Below are 23,488 nucleotides of genomic sequence, written 5' to 3' on the forward strand. Positions count from 1 at the left end.
CGTACACCCGATAATTTTCCTCGAAAACCCGGCGCACCTCACCAACCAAAACCTCGTCACGCAAGGCTCGGCTACTTGGCGGGCGCTTCTTGACCAGACGATAGCCACGAGAAGTAATAAACCCTCCTTCCAAGCTAGCGCCCAGTGTCCGGCAAATCGGCTCGACCCCGAAACAATCCTTATATGCGTCAATATAGGCGATCATCATCGGGCCGGTCGGTCGAGCTCCGCTGCGAAAAAAGCCGAAGCAGTTTTCAAAATCTCATTCGCTCTACTCAGCTCAGCAACCTCACGCTTAAGCCGTTTCACTTCCTCGTGTTCTTCACGCGTCATCCCCTGCCGCTCACCCGTGTTCACAAGATACTGCTCGTACCAGCGACGCAACGACTCAACCGATGTACCCAGCCGTGGAGCAATCTCGCTGATAGCCCGCCACTGCGTACACGACCTGTCATCAGCCAGACGATCACCAACCATCCTCACCGCACGATTCCTAAACTCCTGCGAATACCTCATAGACATGTTCCAATCCTCTCAAAAACAGACAGGAACAAAACCCAGTACACTTCACCGATACGTATAGTGTGTGGCGGGTAGCATGAGTTTATGAGTTCTTTTGGTAGTCTTCCTCAGGGTTCGGTTTCTGTTGGTTATCAGTCTGGTTTTATGACTAGTCCGCAACCGAGTGGTTCGGCGCCTGGGTCTGGGGGGCGTCGGTTGTTGGTGGTGGGGATTGTGTTTGTGTCGTTGTTGTTGGTTGTGGGTGTGGTGGTTTTGTTGTTTGTTTTGGGGGTGTTCCGGTCTCATTCTGGGTCGAGTTTGGCTAATGGTTTGCAGATGGATATGGAGAAGTTGGTGGTGATTCAGGTTGAGGGTGAGTCGGCTGAGGGGGTACGTCCTTATTCGGTGTTTTTGCCGGAGGATAAGCTTGCGGTTTTTGCTCCGGTGGGGGAAAAAGTTTATTTCAATGTGGTTCGGAAGGCGACTGGTGGTGAGGTTTCGTCTTGTGGTTCGAAGGTGTCGTGGCCTGGGGGTTCTGATGGTAAGGGTGGTTCTTTGCCGGCTTGTGGGCCGGGTCAGCGTTATTCGTTAGAGAATAATGTGATGGCGTGTGCTGATGTGGCTGTTCCGAAGGCAGCTGGTAAGGATGAGGGTTTTGGGCAGGTGCTTTATAGCGGTAAAGATTTGAAGATTGTTGCTGCTCCTGGGGTGGATAATGCCAAGGCGCTTTCTGGTTTTTCTCCAGACGGCAAATTGTTGTGGTCTAAAGAGCTTGCTACGCCGGGTCAGGTGAGTTTTGATGGTTCGCGTGTTATTGTCACTAGTTTTGAGGGTTCCAAGGTGTCTATTGAGGGTTACGGGGCCGTGGAGGAGAGTCAGAAGTCTTCTGAGTCGCCGACCCTGGTTGAGGCCGCGAAAGGGCCGGATAAAGACGCCATCAAAGACTTCGACTTTATGAATAACTTCGTACCTGCTGAGACTGGTGCGGATGATTTTTATTGTGATTACTCCAGCAATGATGGCACCCCGTTATTTCATAAGATTCCAGATACGAATGATGGCTGCTGGTTTGCCATGATCGAGGGAGAATCTCAAGAAATAATAGAAGGAGAAGGTCTATTTGAGGGCTGGCATATACTCTCATTTGATTTTTCTGACCCTAATCTCCAGCCGAAATATGCAGATATAAATTCGGATGGATACACCGATCTCTTGGTTGTAGGCAGACTCCCTGAAGACTTGGAACAGTTCGCCTATATTTTTGACCCCACCGACCCAGAACATCCCTATGTCGCAACATTAGGATTTATTGGTCAGGATTCTTCTTCTGGTTATCAATATGGGGTACACGGGCTGATAGAAGCCAGAGGTAGAGATACTAAGAGCGGGGAACCGTGTGTTATGTCGCGTTATCGGGTTGAAAATGATGCGAATGGCGTGCCCCGCGTGGTCGACTATGAACGGGGGAATTTCTTGGAATGCCTGTAAACCAGTGTGATTCCGAGGGAAACAACCAGCCTGTAAAAATGTGAAGCCCATGTTGCCCTAGACGGCGACGCGCGTCAGTTCCAGGGCAGAAACTGGCGAAAAATCCGCCTGGCTCGGGGCGTTCGTATCCGCAATCGCCGCCGTGATAGCCGCAATCTGCGCCCCATTGTCGGTACAGAACTTCAGCGGGGGAATCCGCAGGGTAACGCCAGCACGCGCGCATTCCTCCGTTAGCCATTCACGCAGCCGAGAATTAGCGGAATATCCGCCGCCTACCACCAGGGTTTTTGCCTCGAAATCGGTTAGCGCCCGCATAGTCTTGCTCACTAGGGAGTCGTTTACGGATTCCGAGAACCCCCGACAAATATCCGCTACCGGCAGCCAGGGTTTTCCCTCGCGCGCGGGGGCGAAATCCGCGGTAAAGTCCGGGCGTCCGCTGACTTCCGGGGCGGCTTCGAGTTGACCAACATAGCGCGCTACCGCGGTTTTCAGCCCGGAGAAAGAAAAATCATAAGGGTGGGTCTTCGCGTACTTTGCGCCGGCCAGACCGCGCGGAAAATCAATCGCCCCTAGTCTGCCTTCGCGGGCCAGGCGGTCCACGTGTGGCCCTCCCGGATAGGGCAGTCCCAGCACCCGTCCGACCTTGTCAAAAGCTTCCCCCGAAGCATCGTCAAGAGTACCGCCCAGTTCCCTGATTCCACCCGCAGCCGCAAAATCGGTGATGAGCAGCAGGTTCGTGTGTCCGCCGCTGACCACCAATCCCACCGCCGGCAGTTCCAGTTCGCCGTTGACCAGCTGGTCCACCGCTAGGTGTCCAATGACGTGATTCACTCCGTAAAGCGGCTTACCAGTGGCTACGGCCAGCGCTTTCGCCCCGGCGATTCCTACCGCCAGCGAACCAATCAGCCCCGGACCAGCGGACACGCCAATCTGGTCAATGTCTGCGAGCTTCACACCCGCCTCATCCAAAGCCTTGGTGACCACGGGCAGGAACGACTCCAAATGCGCCCGAGAAGCAATCTCGGGAATAATCCCGCCGTAGCGGGCATATTCATCCATCGAGGTCGCGACCACATTCGCCAACAGCTGAGTTTTCCCCGCCACGATGGCCGCCCCCGTTTCGTCGCAGGTAGATTCGATTCCTAAAGTCAGTCTTGCACCGTTTAACACGCGTTTATTTTAGTTGGTTTTTTCCGGGGTCTAAATTTCTGCATAGCGCCGGCACAGAATCGCCCGATGTCGGCTGCCCAAACGCGTGGCAATCAAAGTCAAATCCTCGCCGTCTTTGGCGGGTTTTCCCAGCAGTTTTCGGCGCAGCTGCGCGGGGGAGACATCGGCTCCGCGTTTCTTAATTTCCAAAGACCTGATTGGTCGCGCCTTTAGCCCAGCGCGAATCTTTTTTTCGTCTAAAGGTAGGACTTCCAGAACTTTGAACCAGCCACCTAGTTTTGTGTCTGCTGCCTCTGGGGCAGTATTCCGGCTCAGATAGGCGATTTTTTTTGATACCGTTTTTGTGTATGTGTTTTTTGCAACTTGGGCCAGCAGTCCCGCCCGGATGATTGCGTCATCGGGTTCAAAAATCCATTCCCCCAGTTCATCTTCGGTCGCAATAGTCTCGCTTAACTGGGCAGGTGTGTTGCACGGGGCAGCGGTTTCATCGTGCAGCGCAGCCACAATCTTGCCGTGTTTATCCATCAACAGAGCGGAACGCCCCTGTTGACGAATCAAGTCACCCAGCCAGATTCCCGCCTCCACAAGCTCGCCTCCCACAGAAATCCACTGGGTTTCGCACTGGGCCGGCAGGGATTGATAGTTGATTCCAGGGGCAATCTTTACGCCAAGGTTCCCGTGCGGAATCTCGTCTTGCCAAGCGAGAATGCGGGAAAGCGGGGGCTTCCAAGACTCCGGCTGAAGTCGCCTGCCTGAAGCATCGCGCCGGGCTGGGTCTGCGAAAGCGCCATCAACTCCCTCGGCACGCAACTGTTGCCAGTCCAGCTCCAAAATATCTGCCTGCGTGACCTGGGCTTCGGGATAGGCACGCAGGTTCATCAGCGCTGCCGCCGCGGTAGCTTCATCGAGTTCAAAAGCTGTGACCAGCAGCCCCAAACCGGCCAACGCCAGGGATTCTGTCCCTAACCCACAACCCAAATCAGCGACCTTGTGACAACCGGCGTCACGAAAACGTCCGGCGTGTACGGCAGCCACCGGCAAACGCGTCGCTTGTTCCAAACCGTCTCGGGTGAACAGCATTCCTTGCGCGAAATCCCCGAATTTGACCCGCGCTGCCTCCCGCAGCTCCAGCTGAGTCAAAATGGCTGCCACCAGCTCCGGCGCGACACCGCGTTTCCGTAAACCGGCGCTCAATTGGTCTGCGAGCGCCGGCGTGTAGGGTCCCAGGGTTCCCAAGGATTCCAGCAATTGGAACCCTTCTTTACTCAACACGGGCACCAGCGAATTTTCAGCCATAGTTCAATCCTAAGGGCGAGCAGAGCCAAAGAGGGAACCTCGCGGGATGGAGATATAACAGTGCGATATGAAAACGACTTAGCACTCGGGTTGCGAGAGTGCTAAATGCGGCATAAAATACAAAGCGACTGGCAGGGTGCCACCCGCGACGGCGCTCGGTTGGTGAAATATCATCAGGAACTTAGAGAAAGGGCAATCGCAGTGTCGGTTTGCATTAAACCTTTGGAAGATCGGGTTGTTATCAAGCAGCTGGAAGCGGAAACGGTTACCGCTTCGGGGCTGGTCATCCCGGATATGGCAAAAGAAAAGCCGCAGGAAGGCACCGTCGTGGCGGTAGGCCCCGGTCGCGTTGACGACAAGGGCGTGCGTGTGCCGATGGATGTCAAGGAAGGCGACAAGGTCATTTACGCCAAGTACGGCGGCACCGAAGTCAAGTACCAGGGCGAGGAATACGTTATTCTCTCTGCCCGCGACTTGCTCGCAGTGGTCGAGTAATCGAGACGCACTTTGAAAAGGCCGGACGTATGTCCGGTCTTTTCTGTTAAGTTATAACGTCACTCCTCCTGGCACATTCCAGCGCCGCAACGCCGAAACCACAGGAATATGAAGGGCTACACCGATATCCCCAGTGAGCCCGGTTATCGCATTACGCCGATCTCTTGACGGGTTTCCGGACCGCTACTACGCTGGAAGGCATGACTAGGAAGTTAGCATTAGTTCGTCGCCCCAGCCCCAAAATGGCTGATGGCATTGTGACACACATTGAAAAGTCTGCCGTCTCTTATGATCTGGGTTTGCGCCAGTGGGAAGGCTACGTTAAGGCACTCAATGATAATGGGTGGGAAACCGTCGAGGTTGAGCCCGCTCCGGATTGCCCTGATTCGGTATTCATTGAGGATCCTGTTTTCGTCTATGGGGATCTCGCTATCATCACTCGCTCTGGAGCTCCGGAGCGTCGCGCTGAGGTTGCGGGAGTTGAAAAGGCTGTTCGGGACGCCGGATACCGCGTGGCTTACATCAAGGAACCCGGCACCGTAGACGGGGGAGATATCCTGAAGTTTGATGGTAAAGTCTGGGTCGGACAAACTCCCGGCGGCCGCACCAACGAAGAAGGGGTGCGCCAGCTTGCCGAGTACTTGAAGGAATTCGACGCGGAAGTCATCCCCGTGGAAATGACCAAGGTGCTCCACCTCAAGAGCGGTGTCACCGCCTTGTACGACGGCACTGTAGTCGGCTACAAACCGCTGGTGGACGACCCGACCGTGTGGGACAAGTTCATGGAAGTTCCCGAAGAGCCCGGTTCGCACGTCGTTTTGCTTGAGGATAACAAGATTCTGATGTCCGCCGCCGCTCCCAAGTCCAAGGAACTCTTTGAGAGCATGGGTTACGAAGTGGTCGCGGTAGACATCGGCGAGTACGAGAAGCTCGAAGGTTGCGTGACCTGCCTCTCTGTGCGTCTGCGCGGTGACGTGGGCTAGCGGGCAAACTGGACTTTTCGCCACAATCCGGCGCGTCTGAAAGTTAGTGTTTGGCGGGTCGGGCAGGCGATTAGGTTTTCGGTTATATAGACATTTTGGGGGCTGAGCCACTGGCTCAGCCCCCAAAATATATGCAATTTCTAGTGGCGGATTCGCCCCCGCCCGGGCTCTACAGGTTTAAGCGGATTTAGCCTCCCGTTCTTTCCAGTAAGCGGCGCGTTCCTCCTCAGTCATGCCGCCCCAGATGCCATAAGGTTCATGGGCATTCAGAGCGTAGCTGCGGCACTGTTCCAATACCGGGCAAGTCGCGCAAATCGCTTTGGCCTGCGCAGCACGCCGCCGCCGGGTTCCCCCGCGTTCACCGTCTGGATGGAAGAAAGCCGCCGTCCCTAAATCCTTGCAGGCAGCTTCATCTTGCCATTCCCAGGATTCAATAGTCGGAGCGGGGAGATACGTTACATTACTCATTTTCTTCCTTTCCCTCGCGGTGTTTTCTTACTCTTCAAGACTAGGGGGTGGGCCGGCAATCCAGCGTCCTACCACAGGACGATTTAGACTCGCCAGACCGTCCTTCAGTAGTAGTGAACCAAACTCTGAACCCAATCCGAGCGAATCACCGGCAAATCCAACTTGAACTGCGATTCCCACCCTGTCAGCACCGTTAGCGTGAGAGCGTTAGAATAAACATCAACATTAAAAGATTTATTCCCAGGTATTTAAGGAAGGCATATGAGCGAAATCACGAATCCCTTGCAAGACCTTGAAAACGGTGTTGAACCGCGGATTTTAACCGGTTTGACCTATGACGACGTGCTGTTATTGCCTGAGGTTACTGATGTGATTCCCGCCGAAGTGGATACCTCTACTCGCTTTTCCAAAGAAATCAAGCTGCATATTCCGCTGATTTCTGCCGCTATGGACACGGTGACTGAATCACGGATGGCGATCGCTATGGCGCGTCAGGGTGGCATGGGAATTTTGCACCGCAATCTCTCCATCGAAAGCCAAGCCCAACAGGTGCGCCAAGTGAAACGTTCCGAGTCAGGCATGGTGACCGATCCCGTCACTATCGGCCCTAACGCCACTATTGAACAGCTCGACGAACTGTGCGCCAAGTATCGGGTGTCGGGCTTGCCGGTCGTGACTGATGACTACGAATTGCTGGGAATCATCACCAATCGCGACTTGCGTTTCGTGCCCGCCGCCCAGTGGAGTACCAAGACAGTGCGGGAATGCATGACGCCAATGCCGCTGATCACCGGGCGCACCGGTATTTCTCGTGAAGAAGCGATGAAGCTGCTGGCGGAAAATCGCATAGAGAAACTGCCTTTGATTGATGAAAACGGCAAGTTGACCGGCCTCATTACGGTCAAAGACTTTGTCAAGACCGAGCAGTTCCCGCACGCTACTAAAGATTCCCAAGGTCGTTTGGTGGTCGGTGCCGCTATCGGTTACTGGGGCGACGCGTGGGAACGCGCCCAAGCCCTGGCAGAAGCAGGCGTGGATGCCCTGATTGTAGATACCGCTAACGGCGGGGCCAAGCTGGCTCTAGAGATGATTACGCGAATCAAGAACGATTCGGGGTTCTCCGGGGTGCAAGTTGTGGGCGGTAACGTCGCCACCAGGGAGGGTGCACAAGCCCTGATTGATGCGGGCGTTGACGGGGTCAAGGTCGGTGTCGGCCCGGGGTCCATTTGTACCACTCGCGTGGTGGCTGGGGTGGGGGTGCCCCAGATTACTGCCATTTTGATGGCTGCCGAAGCATGTGCCCGCGCGGATGTGCCGCTCATCGCCGATGGCGGTTTGCAGTATTCCGGCGATATTGCCAAAGCCTTGGTCGCTGGCGCTCAGACGGTGATGCTGGGTTCCCTGTTGGCAGGCTGTGAGGAATCCCCAGGTGAACTGGTGTTTATGAACGGCAAACAGTGGAAGCACTACCGCGGAATGGGTTCGCTCGGGGCCATGAGTTCGCGCGGCCGCAAGTCCTACTCAAAAGACCGTTATTTCCAGGCCGATGTCTCCAGCGACGACAAGATTGTTCCCGAGGGCATTGAAGGCCAGGTTCCCTACCAAGGCACCCTCGGCTCGGTGGTGTATCAGCTGGTGGGAGGGCTGCACCAGTCGATGTTCTATACCGGGGCACATACCATTGAGGAGCTGCGCCATCGGGGTCGTTTTGTGCGTATCACCCAAGCAGGATTGCGAGAATCACATCCTCATGATGTTGAAGTCACCGTGGAAGCCCCGAACTATCAACGTCACTGAGGCTAGGGATTTTCGCCTCCAGGGTGTGTGAGAGACTTTGGCTATGAATGAAATGAACCATATGAATGCCCCCTGGCTTCATCAGGAAGTCTTGGGTTTCGACACGGAAACGACCGGTGTCTTTACGTCCCGCGACCACATCGCCACGGTGTCGTTAATCCGCAGGACAAACGGCGAGGATGCGCCGCTTTACTGGGTCATTAATCCGGGCGTTCCCATGCCTCCCGCTGCCGGGCGAGTCAACGGCCTGACTGATGAATATTTGCAGGCTAACGGGGTTGATCCGCGCGTTGGCCTCGAGGAAGTTGCGGGTATTCTCGCGGAAACTATGCTGCGGGGAGTGCCCGTCGTCGGTTTCAACGTCACCTTCGATTTTGCGATTTTGGAAGCGGAACTGAAACGTCACGGTTTGCAAACGTTGCACCAACGCTTGGAGGGACAGTTAGAGCCGATTGTCGATCCCTTGGTGCTGGACCGAATCTTGGATCGCTATCGAAAAGGGAAACGTAACTTGGCCTCCGTATGCACCGCCTACGATTTGCCGTTACGTGATGATTTCCACAACGCTCAAGCCGATGTTGCCGCGACTTTGGATTTGCTCTATGCCATGTCTGAGCGATTCCCGGAATTGCTGGAAATGGGCCCCGGGGAAATTATGCGGTTCCAGGCGGAGGGCCACAGTCAATGGGCTCAGAGTTTCAACGAGTTCATGGCGGCGCGAAAACCGGACTTTCACCCGGTATCCTTGCGCTGGCCGCAGTTTTAACGCCCTTTGAGGGATACGTCAGGTTTAAGAGTAGGGGAGAATAATCAGTGAAATCGACCGAAAGGTCTGAACAGGCAGTGCGACCGGTGGTTAACTTCGTGGCTGCGGGTAAGGGCCGTTTTTTTGATATCTTCATGACCTTGTTTGTAGCGCTGCTGCTCATCTCGAACATCTCCGCCACTAAGCTCATCGGGGGACCGTGGGGATTGATTTTTGATGGGGGAGCCGTCATGTTCCCCTTCACCTATATCCTGGGAGACATTCTCTCGGAAGTCTATGGATTCCGTGGAGCTCGCCGAGCGGTGCTGACTGGGTTTGGGATTTCTATCTTGGCTTCGGCCCTGTTTTTCCTGGTTGCCAAAGCGCCGCCGGCCAGCGGAGACTTCATCACGCCCGCTTTTTCTCAAGTTTTCGGGTTCGTTCCGCGTATTGTGGCGGCTTCCCTTGTGGGGTATGTGCTGGGGCAGCTGTTAAATGCCCTGGTGCTGGTGCGGATTAAAGGCCGCACCGGAGAGCGTTTCCTCTGGATTCGCATGATTGCCTCGACCCTGGTCGGGGAGCTGGTAGACACCCTCGCGTTTTGCACCATCGCTTTTGCCGGGTTGATTTCGGGGCCGGAATTTTTCAACTACGTGCTGACCGGTTACGTGTACAAGTGCGCGTTGGAAATCATCATGTCGCCGCTCAGCATTCAGGTCATCGGGTGGGTGAAACGCGGCGAAAAAAATTATGTACCGATTGATACAGAATTGCCCGTCGCACTGTCTCAGGGCCCAAATAATGGACCAATAGGTACAGAAACCGCTTCGATGGAACTTTCTTAACCTGGAGTGATGCTTTAGTGAGTGAATACTTTGAGGTCGTGGCTCGTCTGGGTCAGCTGGGGCGAGCAGGGGTTATTCACACTCCACACGGAGACATTCCCACCCCCGCTTTTATACCGGTCGGTACAAAAGCAACAGTGAAGGCGCTTATCCCTGAGATGGTTCGGGACCTGGGTGCGGCGGCGGTGCTGGCTAACGCTTACCACCTCTACCTACAGCCAGGACCGGAACTTGTCGATATGGCAGGTGGGCTGGGGGCTTTTATGCACTGGGAGGGGCCAACTTTCACCGATTCCGGCGGATTCCAAGTCCTCAGTTTGGGTGCGGGATACAAGAAAGTCCTCAGCCAGGAATTCGCCGCCTCAGCTCGGGAACGTAGCGCTTCGCGCAATCACGGTAACCATGAACGCTCCGGGGACAAACGCAAACTTTTAGAACAGGCGGAAGAAGCCGCGGAACTGTCGCCTCCCGATAAACGCCAAGCTCACCCCGGCTTAGCGCGGGTTGACGACGACGGCGTTAATTTTCGTTCGCACCTAGATGGGTCCAAACATCGGTTTACCCCGGAAATCTCGATGCAGATTCAGCACCACTTGGGTGCCGATATTATTTTCGCCTTCGATGAACTAACTTCCCTGTTGCATTCCTACGACTACCAGGTAGTTTCCCTGGAGCGGACCCGAAAATGGGCGGAGCGCTGTCTGGCGGAACACGAGCGTCTCACCATAGAGCGTGCCGACAAGCCTTATCAGATGCTTTTTGGAGTGATCCAAGGTGCGCAATGGGAGGATTTACGTCGGAAAGCGGCACACGACCTCGGGGAAATGGAAATCTCGGGGCGGTGCTTTGACGGATTCGGTATCGGAGGCGCCTTGGAAAAGGAAAATCTCGGTGTGATTTGTTCCTGGGTGTGTCAGGAACTGCCTGAGGACCGCCCACGTCACCTGTTGGGGATTTCAGAACCGGAAGATTTCTTTGCCGGCATCGAAAACGGAGCTGACACTTTCGACTGCGTATCGCCGTCTCGTGTGGCTCGTACTGGAGCGGCGTATTTACCCACCGGCAGGACGAATATGGCGCGGGCAGCATTTCGAGAGGACTTTGGCCCTCTCCAGGAGGGGTGCGGCTGCTATACCTGCACAAACTACACTCGTGCCTATCTTCACCACCTGCTGAAGGCTAAGGAAATGCTGGCTTCGACGCTGCTGACCATCCACAACGAGTATTACACCGTCCACTTGGTTGACAGTATTCGTCAGGCTATTATCGCAGGTGGGGACGCGTATCGAGATTTTAAACAACAGACTTTAAGCAGGCTGGGACGGGAATGACCGTTGCGGTATGAGAATGGCGGGAAAACGTGTACCCGGTAACGCTAGAGACTCCCGCTGGGGCGCATTTTGGTAGGCTGAATCCATGAATGATGAAGTTCAGATTGGGCGCGGCAAACGGGGGCGTCGAGCCTATTCTTTTGATGAAATCGCGGTGGTGCCCTCTCGCCGCACGCGAGATCCTCGTGACGTGTCACTGGCCTGGCAATTTGACGCTTATTATATGAAGGTTCCGGTCATGGGGGCACCGATGGATTCGGTGATGAGCCCCCAGAATGCCATCGCCTTGGGAAAAATGGGCGGAGTTGGGGTCTTGGACCTGGAAGGGCTGTGGACCCGGTACGCTGACCCCCTGCCCTTGTACGAAGAACTGGCAGAACTTGACGAAGTCGGAGCCAAAGCTACCGCCAAGTTGCAGGAAATTTACACCGAACCCATTAAGCCGGAACTAATGCGGGCCAGGCTAGAGGAAATTAAAGCCGCTGACGTCATCGTGGCCGGGGCGATGAGCCCGGCCGGCACTCAAAAACTGTGGGACTACGTGGCGGATTCAGCGCTGGATCTGTTCGTGGTGCGCGGTTCCACCGTGTCTGCAGACCATGTGTCTTCCCAGGTAGAACCCCTCAACCTCAAACAATTCGTGCATCAGTTGGATATTCCGGTCATTGTCGGGGGAGTGGCCACCTACACCGGAGCGCTGCACCTGATGCGCACCGGTGCGGCCGGAGTGCTGGTGGGATTCGGCGGGGGAGCCGCCTCCACCACCCGCCGCACCATGGGGATTCACGTGCCGATGGCGACGGCGGTAGCGGACGTGGCGGCGGCACGGCGGGATTTCTTGGATGAATCTGGCGGCAGGTATGTCCACGTTATCGCAGACGGCGGCATTGGTCTTGCTGGCGACGTGGTGAAAGCTATCGCTTGCGGGGCTGACGCCGTGATGCTGGGAAGTGCTTTGGCCAGGGCTTACGAGGCACCCGGACAGGGCTGGCACTGGGGCAGCGAGGCACACCACTCCACCTTGCCGCGCGGTTCTCGGGTCAAGGTCGGCACTGTCGGCACCATGGAACAGGTTATGTTCGGTCCTGCCGACAACGCCGAAGGAACCCTTAATATGATGGGAGCCCTGCGCCGGACGATGGCCACGACGGGTTACACCGATGTTAAGGAACTCCAGCGAGTTGAAGTGGTCACCAGCTATTGAGTAACTCCCGCGTAGTCCCAAAAAAGCCAGGTAAACCCCAGTTTGCAGCGCTACAAACCGCTGCGGGTCGCCGCGCGAATCGCGTGGTACTGGGGCTGTTTTGGCTCATGACACTTGGCCTGATTACGGTGTTTGTTGCGGCAGGAGAGATTCTCGACTTTTATCTCCACCCCGAATGGTCCTTTCCTGCCACTCTCCACTGGGTTCTCGCGATAGTGGGTATTGCCTTGGTCTTTGGGGCAAACTTTTCCTTGTCGCGGCGCTCGACCCGATCCCAGATACGTGAAGAAAATTACGTCCGAAAGACTCTTTTGACCCAGAGTTTTCGAGCTGGACCCGCGCGGATGAATCAGGAAAGCTCCGGAAAAGTCGTGGCGTTGGCAACCGAGTCAGCCGAAAAGTTTACTCGGTATCGTCAAGGGTTTTTGCCCGAGGTTCAAGGCTCTTTCAGCGCGCCGGTGCTGATAGTGGCGGCAATGGGGATTTTTGTTCACCCCTTCCTGGCGCTGTTGATGGCGCTGTGCCTGCCGTTGGCAGCGGGGACGGTGTGGCTGTTCCAAAAGCTCTTTCGGCGTTCCTCGGCGAAATCCGCACGAGCACGGGCGGCTTTAGCGGCAAATTACTTGGAAGTATTGCAAGGACTCACAACCCTGCAGCTGCTGGGGGCGGCGGATCGGATGGGGGACAAACTCGAGACAGTAGGCGAAGAGAATCGGCTAGCTACCATGAGCCTGCTGCGTTCCAATCAAGTCATAATTTTTGTACTCGACACCGTGTTTTCGCTATTCGTCATTACGTCCGTGGCCGCCCTGTCAATGTTCCTGGTTTCTATCGGGGAGATGACTCTGGGCAAAGCGGTGACGGCACTGGGCTTGGCGATGTTGCTGCTGGAACCGATTGACCACTTCGGGGGGTTTTTCTATATAGCGATGGGTGGACGGGGCGCCGGGCGAGCCATCTCGGGTTTTATAAACTCGCGGTTCGTGCATTTGACTGCCAGCTGCGAGGGTGCCTCCGTAGCTCTTCATGGTGATGCTGAAGTTGCGGATGAGGACATTCGTGCGGGAGATACTGAGATTCCCGCGGTATATCTGGATAATGTTGGTGTGCGCTACGGAAGCCATCAGGTTCTGCAAGGGGTGAACCTGAGGGTGTCTTCCGGTGAACGCGTGGCTATTGTGGGGGATTCTGGACAGGGGAAAACTACCTTATTGAACGTAATGAAAGGATTTTTGACCCCAAGTGAGGGCCGGGTTGAGGTCGCCGGTAAAACCGCGGACTTGGCACAGTGTTCGGCGTTGGTCAGCCAAAATACCTGGCTGTTTACCGGCACCGTGCGGGAAAACCTCCAGATGGCAGCCCCGCAGGCATCTGATACCGAATTATGGGATGTTTTGCGCGCGGCCCATCTTGACGCCGAAATTAAACAGATGCCACTGGAACTGGATACTCCTCTAGGTGAAAACGGAGTGGGGCTTTCGAGCGGACAAAAACAGCGTCTCAGCCTGGCGCGGGCCATCGTGAGCGGTCGAAAAATTCTGCTGCTCGATGAAGCGACTTCTCAGGTTGATCTGAATTCTGAGCGAAAAATTTTGGAGGCTCTCCAAGCCCTGGGGCATGACTATACACTCATCATGGTGTCACACCGCGGGGCTCTGACTGCGCTGGCAGATCGCATTTTGCGGGTCGAGAACGGAAAGCTGGTGGAACGGTGACACCATCGAGCAACGCACCCGACTCAAAGAACACGGCGCCTTCTCGCTCGACTGAGGGCAGGGGCTGTTCCTCGTCCACAGTTATTCCCTCTGAGCCAGCCGCGGCAGGGTTGCGGACAGTCGTCCGCTGGTTGCTGTCCTCGACTCGCCCAGTATTAGGGCCGGTAGCTGCCTCCACCCTCGCCAGGCTAATCGATCAAATACTGGGCATAGTCCTGTTCACCATCCCTGCGGTGTTGGTGGTGAACCTGGTGATGAGCAGTGCGGACTGCGGTTGTGTCCGTGGTGTGTCAGCCAACTTGGGGGGACTGTTGACGGTGATGGCAGGGACTGCGCTTCTGAAAGGTTTGAGTCGTTACCTGGAACAATACTGGGGTCATCTGGTTGCCTTCAAAGCCTTGGAACTGTTGCGGACCCAAGCCTACCGTGCCATTTACCCCCAGGCTCCCGCCATAGTGACCAATAATCATAGCGGAGACCTCTTGGCGCGGCTCACGAAGGATATAGATCGTATCGAAGTATTCTTTGCTCACACTTTTGCTCCGGCGATAACCGCCTTCCTGGTTCCCGGTATTGTTACCGCGGTGACTTTCGCGGTTGCGCCCTGGCAGCTGGGCATAGCCGTGGCGGGAATTCTCATTGTAGGACTTTTGATACCTTGGTACGGTATATCTTCTGGACACATGGCCGCGCGCAATAAACTCGCAGCTCGTGGGCGTGTCGCCGCGGACGTCACGGATTCGCTGGGAGGGTTGGCGGAAGTCGTGGGATACGGCCTGTGCGAAGGGCGTCTCGCCGGCAGTGACAGGTTAGGCGAGGAACTGGTTCGAGCCAGCCTACGTGAGACTAACAAGTCAGCATTCCGCGGCGCGTTTCTCTCCGCGTGGAGAATGGCTGCGGTCCTGATCCTGCTGGCGGTGGGCGGCGCGCTCTATCGGTCAGGCACTCTCGAAATGGCTGCCTGGATAGCAATACTTTTTGCGGTTTTGCGCTGCTGGGACGGATTTAAAGCCGTAGTGGACTTCGGAACCGAACTGAATACTTCTCTGGCTGCGGCGCGACGCGTCTACCAGTTGACTCACGCCGGACTGGAGCTTCGCGAGGGGTCGGAAAACGTGCGTCACGGCACGCCTTTGGCAGCGGAATTTAGCCATGTCAGCTTTCGTTATCCCAAACCGACCAACGCGCCCCCGCAAATTAGCGCGGCACCGGGGACTATTGAACAAATCAACCTCAAGTTAGCGCCGGGCTCGTGGACCGCCCTAGTGGGGGCGACAGGTGGCGGAAAGTCAACCCTGTCACGACTCCTGCTGCGTTTTTACGATCCCGAAGCGGGAACTGTCCTCCTGGACGGGCGCGATCTGCGCGAATATCGCCTCGCGTCCCTACGCAAAGCGGTGTCTCTAGTCAGCGCCGAGTCAACGATTTTCGATATGACCGTTGCCGAAAACTTACGTCTGGCCAGTCCGCAAGCCAGTGAAAGCCAACTGTGGTGGGCTTTGGCAATGGTGGGAATGGACGCGGAAGTGAAAGCGATGCCGGGGGGACTGCAGCACCGTGTGGCTTCGCGAGGGGCGGCTCTCAGCGGGGGACAACGCCAGAGGCTTTCCCTGGCTCGGGCCTTGCTGCGCCAATCCCCAATCCTCATCTTGGACGAGCATACGGCGCACCTGCCTGCACCTTTAGCTACCCGCATCAACGATAACCTGCGCAGTCTGAAACCGCGCCCCACCGTCTTGGAAATTACGCACAACTTAGATCAGATTGCCCGAGCCGATTGGGTGGCGGTGCTGGATCTGGGTCACATTGTGGAACAGGGGAAACCGGAGGAGCTCCTGGCGAACCCAGAATCAGCGCTGTGCCGCCTGCGGGGCCAATAAAAGCTCAGACAGCACGCCCAGATTTGCCGTCTACTCACGGCTGGCAGGGGTGGGGGAATTATTGGACTGACAAACCGGGGCAGTTTTGAGAGTTTATTTAACTTAATTTTTGAACAATTTGCCTATTGGAGGGCAAAATATCCCCGATTTCTTAAGCTATCGTGAAAAAACTCTGAAAAAATCCAGATAATTTCCAGTGTATGCTAGGGGTTGTCGGTGTTCTTCGCTGACCATGCCAACTTCAACTCAACGCAGAGCAGGAAACAACATGAAAAAAACACAACGATTTAAGCGGCTCGCTATAACCTTTACCGGGGCAGTGGCGCTGGTCGGAGCCAGCCTGGTAGGCGTGTCCGGACTGACACCGGAGGCTAGCGCTTCCGAAAGCAATTACTTGATAGGCGCCGGTATCTCCGATGTGACCGGCGCTATTGCGGAAAACGGCGCCTTCGGCTACGCCTCGCACCAAGAGATGAAAGGCCTGCAGCAACGTGTGTATGCCCATGCCTTTATCGTCGCTGATCAGGTTACCGACAAGCGCGTGGTTTATGTCAGCGTCGATACCGGCGGCACTTTCAACGCGGTACGGGTACGGGTTTTGGACAAACTAAAGGCAATGTATCCCGGTCTGTATGACGAGGGCAACGTGATGATTGGCATCACCCACTCGCACGTGTCGCCGGCCGGAACCTCCACCGATAAACTTTATGAAATCGCCGCTGAGGATAAGACTATGCACGGGTTCAGCCAACAGGTGTTGGATATCACCGTGGACGGCATCGTCAACGCAATTTCGAAGGCGCACAACAACCTCGAGCCTGGGACCATCGAGATGAAGCGCACTAACGTCCACGGCATCACCCGGAACCGCTCTCTGGCGGCGTACCTGCAAAACGATGACGTCAACAAATACGACGACTCGGTAGAAACGACGATGGACCAACTGGAGTTCACTTCCGCCGCCGGTGAGAAACTCGGCGTATTCAACTGGTTCTCAACTCACGCCACGTCCTTCCCGATGCACTGGGACCTGTATTCCGGCGACTCGAAAGGCTACGCGGAATACCTGTACGAACAGAAGTTCGGGACTGATCCTAATCAGGACAAGACCTTCGTGGCGGCGTTCCCTGCTTCAGGTACGGGAGACATGGTTCCCGTGGCGGGCAACTCGTCCTCCACCCCGGAATTCATGGGAACCCCTGATGATTACTACAACGCTGAAAAGCATGGTCAGGAACAGTTCGACGCATCCTGGCAGCTGTGGAATAGCCCCGGAGACGCAGTAAAAGGTGCCGTTGACTATCGGGGACGTTACGTCCAGTTTAAGAACTATGTCGTCAAAGCGGCTTACACGGAAGGCGCCGGGGACCAGAAACTGTGCGTCCCAGCTCGTGGCTATTCCTTTGCCGCGGGCGGAGAAAACGGCCCCTCGGGAATTCCTGGAATCTATGAAGGTATGACCAGGGACAATTTCTCGGTTCGCGATGTCATCAACAAGGTCGATCAATCCAGCTTGGGCGGTTTGGTGCGTTTCGCCTTTGCCTCGATTTCTTGGACGGGCAATGATCCCTGCCAGGCGGAAAAGCCAGTTTTGCTCCCCGACGGCAAGTGGGGCTGGGCTTCGACCGTGGTGCCGGTACAGTTGCTGCGTATCGGCAACGTGGCTATTGTCGGGGTTCCGACTGAGACGGGCACCATGGGCGTGCGCCACCTGCGGGAATCCGTGGAACGGATTTTGGCACCGCTCGGCGTAGAGAAGGTCATCTTTTCTGGAGCAGCGAACGATTACGCCGGTTATGTTTCCACTCGTGAAGAGTACGCTGCCCAACATTACGAGGGCGCTTCCACCGAGTTTGGTCCTTACGAATTGTCGGCCCTGCAGCAAGAGGTAGATGGCTTGGCGCAAGCTATGGTCGACGGCACTGCGGTCAGCAACGATGCGTGGCCCAAGGTCAGCACGCGAGGCAAAATCAATCGTGCCGGGGTCGTGCTGGACGACAAGCCGTGGCGTCAACAGTTTGGTCAGGTGCTGATTCAGCCCCTCGAACAGTACAACCAGGGAGATACGGCGAAAGCCGTGTTCCGTGGGGCACACCCCAAGAACAACTTGCGCGTGGGCGGGACCTTCCTCAAGGTGCAGCGTCAGGCCGAGGATGGGACTTGGCAAGATTACTTGACGGACCGTGACTGGGACACCAGTTACCGCTGGGAACGTGAAGGCGCCAGCTATTCTCGCACCACGGTCGAGTGGCGGATTCGTCAGGGCACCCCGGCCGGAACCTACCGGTTGGTGCAGGACGGTGACTGGAAGAACGGTTGGAACCACCGGATTATTCCTTACGAGGGTATATCTAATCCATTCACCGTGAACTAGGACTAACGAAAATTACTCCCCCTAGTCCGGGCAGCTGGTTTTCGCCGGCTGCCCGGACTTCGTGATTTCGTCAATCCGGCGAATCGACAAAGTTGGTGGTGCAACCGAGGTGACGAGGAACTAGGTGGAAAACACCTAGGGAAAAGCCCTAAGTACGAGATTCGACAAAGGGTGCGGAGCGGGGTTAGGCCTCCGAACTGGGCCAGTGTCGCAGGGAATCGGGCAGCTGCGGGCGGGACTTGACTGGCAGACGTGATACCACGTTCAGGTAAGATTCCTGAACCAGCACTTTCAACAGTTCCAGGTTGACCTCCGCGCCGGGGTACACGCTGATCCAGCGGTCTTTGTTCATGTGCCAGCCAGGAGTGATTTCCGCGTAGCGCTGGGTCAGTGCCAGGCCGTCCTCCGGCAACACGGCCAAGTTCACAACCGGGGTGCCGTGGACCTCCACCATCACCACGAACCACTTCCCGCACACTTTTACGGCCTCCCACTGCGGGGAATACACCCAAAGCTCGGTCTCTGGCAGCTCCAGAGCCACCGCCCGAGCCTGATCCCACAATTCCTCGGCTTTCATGCGTCCCCCTCGTGGCTGACTGTCTGACTTCTAACTGACGTACCCAGATGATTGTCTGTCAGAATGTTCACTCTAAACTGTAGCGTTTTCACAGGTTTTGTGGGTCTCTCTAGCTGGTGAGCGAATTGTTCCAAAGGTACAACCGGGCGCGGCTATGGGCAGATTCGTGCAGTAATACCTATTGACAAACGATATATAAGTATCGATAATCGATATATGAAGTTTTCTCGAATTTACGTAATTTTGTCGCAAGTTGCCTTGATTGCAGCTCTTCCTGGGGTGCTGTTGCTCCAGCTATTTTGCGTATATGCGGCATGGGAAACGGGAGAGGAATTCCCCGAGGTTAGCCACCTGGTTGTACCATACGCGTTGGCAGCCGTAGCAGCGCTCATTTGTGTGCAGGTACTGATTGTGGCGTTGATTATGCTGGTAAGGGCAGTTAACAAAGGAGCTTTTTTTACTGCTAAAACCATGAAATGGATTAACTTAGCGCGTCTCATGGTTGCTATCGGCCCCGGTATCGTCGCGATAACCGGTGGGCACATGAGCATTTTTGCACCGGCAACCAGACCGGAGCCGCCACTTTTATTCCTCGGCGGAATAGTTTTGGGAGTGGGGCTATTCTCCCTGGTCAGCCTGGCTAAGAGTATTTTTCAAACCGCGCTGGACGACGCGGCAGAGTTAGCGGAGGTCATCTAAGTGATTACGGTAAATCTGTCGGTGTTGCTGGCCCAGCGGGGTATGTCGGTTCAGGACTTTGCGCAGGCTGTGGACATCACGGCGGCGAATGTCTCGATACTGAAAAATGGTCACGCCAAGGCAATCCGCTTCTCTACACTGGAAAAAATCTGCCGAGTTTTGGAGTGCCAGCCGGGAGACATTTTGAGCTACACCCCACAGGGAGATAATCCGTCCTAACCTTTGGAATTTCTGAACCTCAGGCAAAAGGACACTTTGTTTGAGTCCAGAGAAAAAACTGGATAGAGTGGAATCCGCGTTGAACCGGTCCGGACTGTTGAGTTCGGGTATCGCCGGGGAGCTTCGGAAAGAACGGTTGCGTACCATGTGTGCGACTCATTAGACTCCGACGGGCAGGCCCGTTACAGCCAAATTGAGCGGCTCGCTGGGCCAACTCAATAGTCTGGCCGCACCGATTGGTCGGTACCCAGGCTATTGCGGGACCACGTGAGCAAGCGAGGTGGTACCGCGCCCACCGACAGAGTGTCGCAGGCGTCCTCGTGAATGAACGATTCGCGATAAGGACGAAGATGAGCGAGAAAAAACGCGGGTTCTACCCCAAACACCGGGATAATTCCCTGGACGCTAGCCCGAATTTTCCGAGCCTTGAAACCGAAACCCTGGCGTTTTGGGCTAAAGATCATACTTTCCAGGCTTCTGTAGATGCCCGTCCCGCTGGTCAAGACGGCAGTAACGAGTTCGTGTTCTATGATGGACCGCCCTTTGCCAATGGCTTGCCGCACTATGGCCACCTGTTGACTGGCTACGTGAAAGACATCGTGGGGCGTTACCAGACCATGCAGGGACGCCGTGTGGAGCGGCGCTTCGGATGGGACACTCACGGTTTGCCCGCCGAACTGGAGGCGGAACGCATTCTCGGCATTGAGGACAAGGAACAAATTGAAGGCCCTGGCGGAATGGGCATTGAGGCCTTTAACCAGGCCTGTCGTGAGTCGGTACTGAAATATACCAAAGAGTGGGAAGAATATGTGACGCGCCAGGCGCGCTGGGTCGACTTTGAAAACGACTACAAGACCCTCGACCCCACCTTTATGGAATCGGTCATTTGGGCGTTCAAGACCCTCTACGACAAGGGCCTCATCTACGAAGGCTTTAAGGTGCTGCCTTACTGCTGGCACGACGGTACCCCCCTGTCGAACCACGAACTAAAGATGGACGACGAAATCTATCAAAACCGCACCGACCAGACCGTCACGGTGGGTATGCGTCTGCGTGACACCGACGAGATGGTGCTGATTTGGACCACGACCCCGTGGACGTTGCCCAGCAACCTAGCGGTCGCCGTCGGGGAGGACATCGACTACGTGCGCGTCACGCCGACCCAGGGGGAGTTGCAGGGGCAAACCGTAATCCTGGCCCAGGCTCGCTTGGCGGCTTATGAAAAAGAACTTGGGGAAAACCCGGCTGTTTCCGCTCCTTTCAAAGGCTCTCAACTGGTTGGCCTGGAGTACTATCCCATTTTTGATTACTTTGAAGATGCCAAAGCTGCCGCCATCGCCGATGGTACGGCAGACCAGCCGGGACACGTGGGGCCGGGGTCGAAAGCCTGGACCATCATCAGTGCCGACTTCGTGTCCACCGAGGACGGCACCGGGCTGGTGCACCTCGCCCCGGCCTTTGGTGAGGACGACATGAATGTTTGCGCTACCCACCAAATCGGGGTGGTCATGCCGGTAGACGGAAACGGGGTCATCACCCAGCAAGTCCCAGATTACGCGGGAAAGAACGTTTTTGAGGCAAACCGCTACATCATCGCTGACCTGCGCGACGAAACCGGCCCGGTAGCGACCCGTGAAGCGCGGCAGCGTCCCTGCCTAGTGAAGGTCGCCTCTTACGAACACTCCTACCCGCACTGCTGGCGTTGCCGCAAACCGCTCATCTACAAGGCAGTGTCCTCGTGGTTCGTGCGCGTTACGGAGTTCCGTGACCGGATGGTGGAATTGAACCAGCAAATCACTTGGACACCGGAACATACCAAGAATGGTATCTTTGGTAACTGGCTGGCCGGGGCGCGCGACTGGTCAATTTCGCGCAACCGTTTCTGGGGTTCCCCAATTCCGGTATGGAAATCGGACAATCCCGCCTATCCGCGCATTGACGTTTACGGCTCTTTTGCGGAACTGGAACGGGACTTTGGGGTCAAGATCGATAACCTGCACCGGCCGTTCATTGACGGGCTAACCCGCCCGAATCCCGATGATCCCAGCGGAAAGTCCACGATGCGTCGTGTCCCGGAAGTGTTGGACTGCTGGTTTGAATCCGGGTCTATGCCCTACGCCCAGGTCCACTATCCCTTTGAAAATCGGGAATGGTTCGAGACGCATTACCCCGGCGACTTCATCGTGGAGTACATCGGCCAGACTCGTGGCTGGTTCTATACCTTGCACGTTTTGGCGACCGCGCTGTTCGACCGGCCGGCGTTTTTGAACTGTATCTCGCACGGTATCGTTCTGGGTGATGACGGGCGCAAGATGAGTAAATCGCTGCGCAACTACCCGGACGTTAACGAAGTTTTCGACAAGTACGGTGCGGACGCGATGCGTTGGTTCCTGATGAGTTCCCCGGTGGTCAGCGGGGGCAACCTGATTGTGACCGATAAAGGTATTCGCGACACGGTACGGCAAACGATTCTGCCGGTGTGGAACGCCTACTACTTCTTTACGCTCTATGCCGGCACCTGTCAGCAGGGCGCGGGCTACGAGGCGAAGCCCGTGGACGTGGATGATGTAGCGAGCGTCAACGCGCTGCCGATGATGGACCGTTACCTGCTGTCCGCCGCGCGCCAGCTGTTCCACGATTTGCGCACGGAGTTGGATAACTTCCACATTCCGGAGGCTTGCGAACATGTCCGCCAGTTCACCGAGGTGTTGAACAACTGGTACATTCGCATTTCTCGCCAGCGTTTTTGGGACGAGGATCCGGCTGCCTTTGACGTGCTCTACACCGTGTTAGAGGCGCTGATGCGGGCGATGGCTCCGCTGCTGCCTTTGATTGCAGAAGAGGTCTGGCGGGGGCTGACCGGGGGGCGTTCCGTACACCTGATGGACTACCCGAACTGGGACGATGCTGTCTACGATGGCGCGCTCGTGGACGCCATGAACGAGGTGCGCGACATCGTCTCGTGCGCCCACGCCTTGCGCAAGGGCGCTAACCTGCGGGTGCGTTTGCCGCTGAGCCGCCTCCAGGTGGTCGCCGCGGATCCGGAGGCTCTGCGTGATTACACGACGCTCATTGCCTCCGAGGTCAACGTCAAGTCCGTGGAGGTGCTCGGCGTTGCCGAGTCCGGATTGCAGTCGAGCCAGGAACTGACGCTCAACCCCAAGGCTTTTGCCCCCGAGGTGCGCAAACTGACTTCTGCATTGTTCCAGGCGCAAAAGTCCGGTCAGTGGCGCTTGGACGGTGACGCCGTGGTGTTCGACGGGGTGGAACTCGGTGGAGAGCCGGTGCGCCTCACGGGTGAACAGTTCGGGCTGGTGACAAAGGTTGCCGTCGAGCCGGGAACTGTTGCTGATGTGCTGGATAGCGGCACTTTTGTGGTGCTGGACACCGAAGTGACCGAGGAGCTGGAAGCGGAAGGCTACGCCCGCGATGCGATTCGCGCGGTGCAAGACGCTCGTAAGAACGCGGGTCTGGACGTGGCTGACCGGATTGACCTGACGCTGGGCGTGCCCGCCGATCACCTCGAATGGGTGAAGACTCATGAGCAGCTCATCGCCGGAGAAACCCTGGCCGTGTCCGTGAGGGTCAATCCTTCGAGCGGCAAGGAACTGGAAATCAATGTGACCAAGCACGTTTAGAAATCTGTTCAGAAATTTTCATAGCGAAGGGCGATAATCTTCCGGATTACCGCCCTTCGACCT

The 23,488-nt window shown here is 56.1% G+C and carries 19 protein-coding genes and 1 pseudogene; 14 read left to right on the forward strand and 6 right to left on the reverse strand.

Features of this window, described 5'->3' with window-relative positions; genetic code table 11:
- Both Q0X47_RS06430 and Q0X47_RS06435 read right to left on the reverse strand, forming a co-directional pair.
- A pseudogene (locus Q0X47_RS06430) lies at positions 1-208 on the reverse strand (IS3 family transposase); the annotation flags it as partial.
- Positions 205-522 (reverse strand): transposase, encoded by a 318-nt coding sequence (locus tag Q0X47_RS06435; protein ID WP_367178288.1) that lies wholly within the window; start codon positions 520-522, stop codon positions 205-207. The pseudogene Q0X47_RS06430 and the gene Q0X47_RS06435, both read right to left, overlap by 4 nt.
- A gap of 84 nt (positions 523-606) precedes the next feature.
- Between Q0X47_RS06435 and Q0X47_RS06440 the strand changes: the two genes are divergently transcribed.
- Positions 607-1,989: a hypothetical protein gene (locus Q0X47_RS06440; RefSeq protein WP_297724037.1), complete on the forward strand. Its 1,383-nt coding sequence runs from the start codon at positions 607-609 to the stop codon at positions 1,987-1,989.
- A 57-nt stretch (positions 1,990-2,046) separates the two neighbouring features.
- Here the strand turns inward: Q0X47_RS06440 and tsaD are convergent, their stop codons facing one another.
- Together tsaD and Q0X47_RS06450 are read right to left on the reverse strand one after the other, a co-directional pair.
- Positions 2,047-3,159, reverse strand: coding sequence for a tRNA (adenosine(37)-N6)-threonylcarbamoyltransferase complex transferase subunit TsaD (gene tsaD, locus Q0X47_RS06445; protein WP_297724039.1), 1,113 nt, complete (start codon positions 3,157-3,159; stop codon positions 2,047-2,049).
- Positions 3,160-3,189: 30 nt separating this feature from the next.
- Positions 3,190-4,455 (reverse strand): class I SAM-dependent methyltransferase, encoded by a 1,266-nt coding sequence (locus Q0X47_RS06450; RefSeq protein ID WP_297724041.1) that lies wholly within the window; start codon positions 4,453-4,455, stop codon positions 3,190-3,192.
- Positions 4,456-4,656: 201 nt separating this feature from the next.
- Here Q0X47_RS06450 and groES point away from each other — a divergent pair, with 201 nt between their 5' ends.
- Positions 4,657-4,950 (forward strand): co-chaperone GroES, encoded by a 294-nt coding sequence (gene groES, locus Q0X47_RS06455; RefSeq protein WP_036324231.1) that lies wholly within the window; start codon positions 4,657-4,659, stop codon positions 4,948-4,950.
- Positions 4,951-5,150: 200 nt separating this feature from the next.
- Positions 5,151-5,933, forward strand: a complete 783-nt coding sequence (gene ddaH, locus Q0X47_RS06460; RefSeq protein WP_295026814.1) for a dimethylargininase — start codon at positions 5,151-5,153, stop codon at positions 5,931-5,933.
- A 177-nt stretch (positions 5,934-6,110) separates the two neighbouring features.
- Here the strand turns inward: ddaH and Q0X47_RS06465 are convergent, their stop codons facing one another.
- Positions 6,111-6,401 carry a WhiB family transcriptional regulator gene (locus Q0X47_RS06465; protein ID WP_279107354.1) on the reverse strand — a complete coding sequence of 97 codons (291 nt, stop codon included), beginning with the start codon at positions 6,399-6,401 and terminating at the stop codon, positions 6,111-6,113.
- Positions 6,402-6,662: 261 nt separating this feature from the next.
- Between Q0X47_RS06465 and guaB the strand changes: the two genes are divergently transcribed.
- From guaB to Q0X47_RS06505, 8 genes are all read left to right on the forward strand, one after another.
- On the forward strand, positions 6,663-8,198 hold the full coding sequence (gene guaB, locus Q0X47_RS06470; protein WP_297724044.1) for an IMP dehydrogenase: 1,536 nt from the start codon (positions 6,663-6,665) through the stop codon (positions 8,196-8,198).
- Positions 8,199-8,241: 43 nt separating this feature from the next.
- On the forward strand, positions 8,242-8,964 hold the full coding sequence (locus Q0X47_RS06475; RefSeq protein ID WP_297724046.1) for an exonuclease domain-containing protein: 723 nt from the start codon (positions 8,242-8,244) through the stop codon (positions 8,962-8,964).
- A gap of 47 nt (positions 8,965-9,011) precedes the next feature.
- Complete coding sequence (locus tag Q0X47_RS06480) at positions 9,012-9,788, forward strand: queuosine precursor transporter (RefSeq protein ID WP_297724048.1); 777 nt, start codon at positions 9,012-9,014, stop codon at positions 9,786-9,788.
- Positions 9,789-9,805: 17 nt separating this feature from the next.
- A complete protein-coding gene (gene tgt / locus Q0X47_RS06485; RefSeq protein ID WP_297724050.1) occupies positions 9,806-11,119 on the forward strand; it encodes a tRNA guanosine(34) transglycosylase Tgt in 1,314 nt (437 codons plus the stop codon).
- A gap of 85 nt (positions 11,120-11,204) precedes the next feature.
- On the forward strand, positions 11,205-12,323 hold the full coding sequence (locus Q0X47_RS06490; protein WP_297724052.1) for a GuaB3 family IMP dehydrogenase-related protein: 1,119 nt from the start codon (positions 11,205-11,207) through the stop codon (positions 12,321-12,323).
- Between the two features lie 107 nt (positions 12,324-12,430).
- Complete coding sequence (locus Q0X47_RS06495; RefSeq protein WP_297724054.1) at positions 12,431-14,038, forward strand: ABC transporter ATP-binding protein/permease; 1,608 nt, start codon at positions 12,431-12,433, stop codon at positions 14,036-14,038.
- Positions 14,035-15,918 (forward strand): ABC transporter ATP-binding protein, encoded by a 1,884-nt coding sequence (locus tag Q0X47_RS06500; protein WP_297724056.1) that lies wholly within the window; start codon positions 14,035-14,037, stop codon positions 15,916-15,918. Before Q0X47_RS06495 ends, Q0X47_RS06500 begins: the two co-directional genes overlap by 4 nt.
- Before the next feature lie 268 nt (positions 15,919-16,186).
- Positions 16,187-18,292 carry a neutral/alkaline non-lysosomal ceramidase N-terminal domain-containing protein gene (locus Q0X47_RS06505; protein ID WP_297724058.1) on the forward strand — a complete coding sequence of 702 codons (2,106 nt, stop codon included), beginning with the start codon at positions 16,187-16,189 and terminating at the stop codon, positions 18,290-18,292.
- A gap of 184 nt (positions 18,293-18,476) precedes the next feature.
- Here Q0X47_RS06505 and Q0X47_RS06510 read toward each other — a convergent pair whose 3' ends face one another.
- A complete protein-coding gene (locus Q0X47_RS06510) occupies positions 18,477-18,869 on the reverse strand; it encodes an MmcQ/YjbR family DNA-binding protein (RefSeq protein WP_297724060.1) in 393 nt (130 codons plus the stop codon).
- A gap of 216 nt (positions 18,870-19,085) precedes the next feature.
- Between Q0X47_RS06510 and Q0X47_RS06515 the strand changes: the two genes are divergently transcribed.
- From Q0X47_RS06515 to ileS, 3 genes are all read left to right on the forward strand, one after another.
- Complete coding sequence (locus tag Q0X47_RS06515; RefSeq protein ID WP_297724062.1) at positions 19,086-19,568, forward strand: DUF2975 domain-containing protein; 483 nt, start codon at positions 19,086-19,088, stop codon at positions 19,566-19,568.
- On the forward strand, positions 19,569-19,787 hold the full coding sequence (locus tag Q0X47_RS06520) for a helix-turn-helix transcriptional regulator (RefSeq protein ID WP_297724064.1): 219 nt from the start codon (positions 19,569-19,571) through the stop codon (positions 19,785-19,787).
- A gap of 350 nt (positions 19,788-20,137) precedes the next feature.
- Entirely contained in the window at positions 20,138-23,425 is a 3,288-nt protein-coding gene (gene ileS / locus Q0X47_RS06525; protein ID WP_297724066.1) for an isoleucine--tRNA ligase, read from the forward strand.
- The last annotated feature ends 63 nt before the right edge of the window (positions 23,426-23,488 follow it).

Source organism: uncultured Mobiluncus sp. (assembly GCF_947254095.1).
Taxonomy (GTDB): domain Bacteria; phylum Actinomycetota; class Actinomycetes; order Actinomycetales; family Actinomycetaceae; genus Mobiluncus.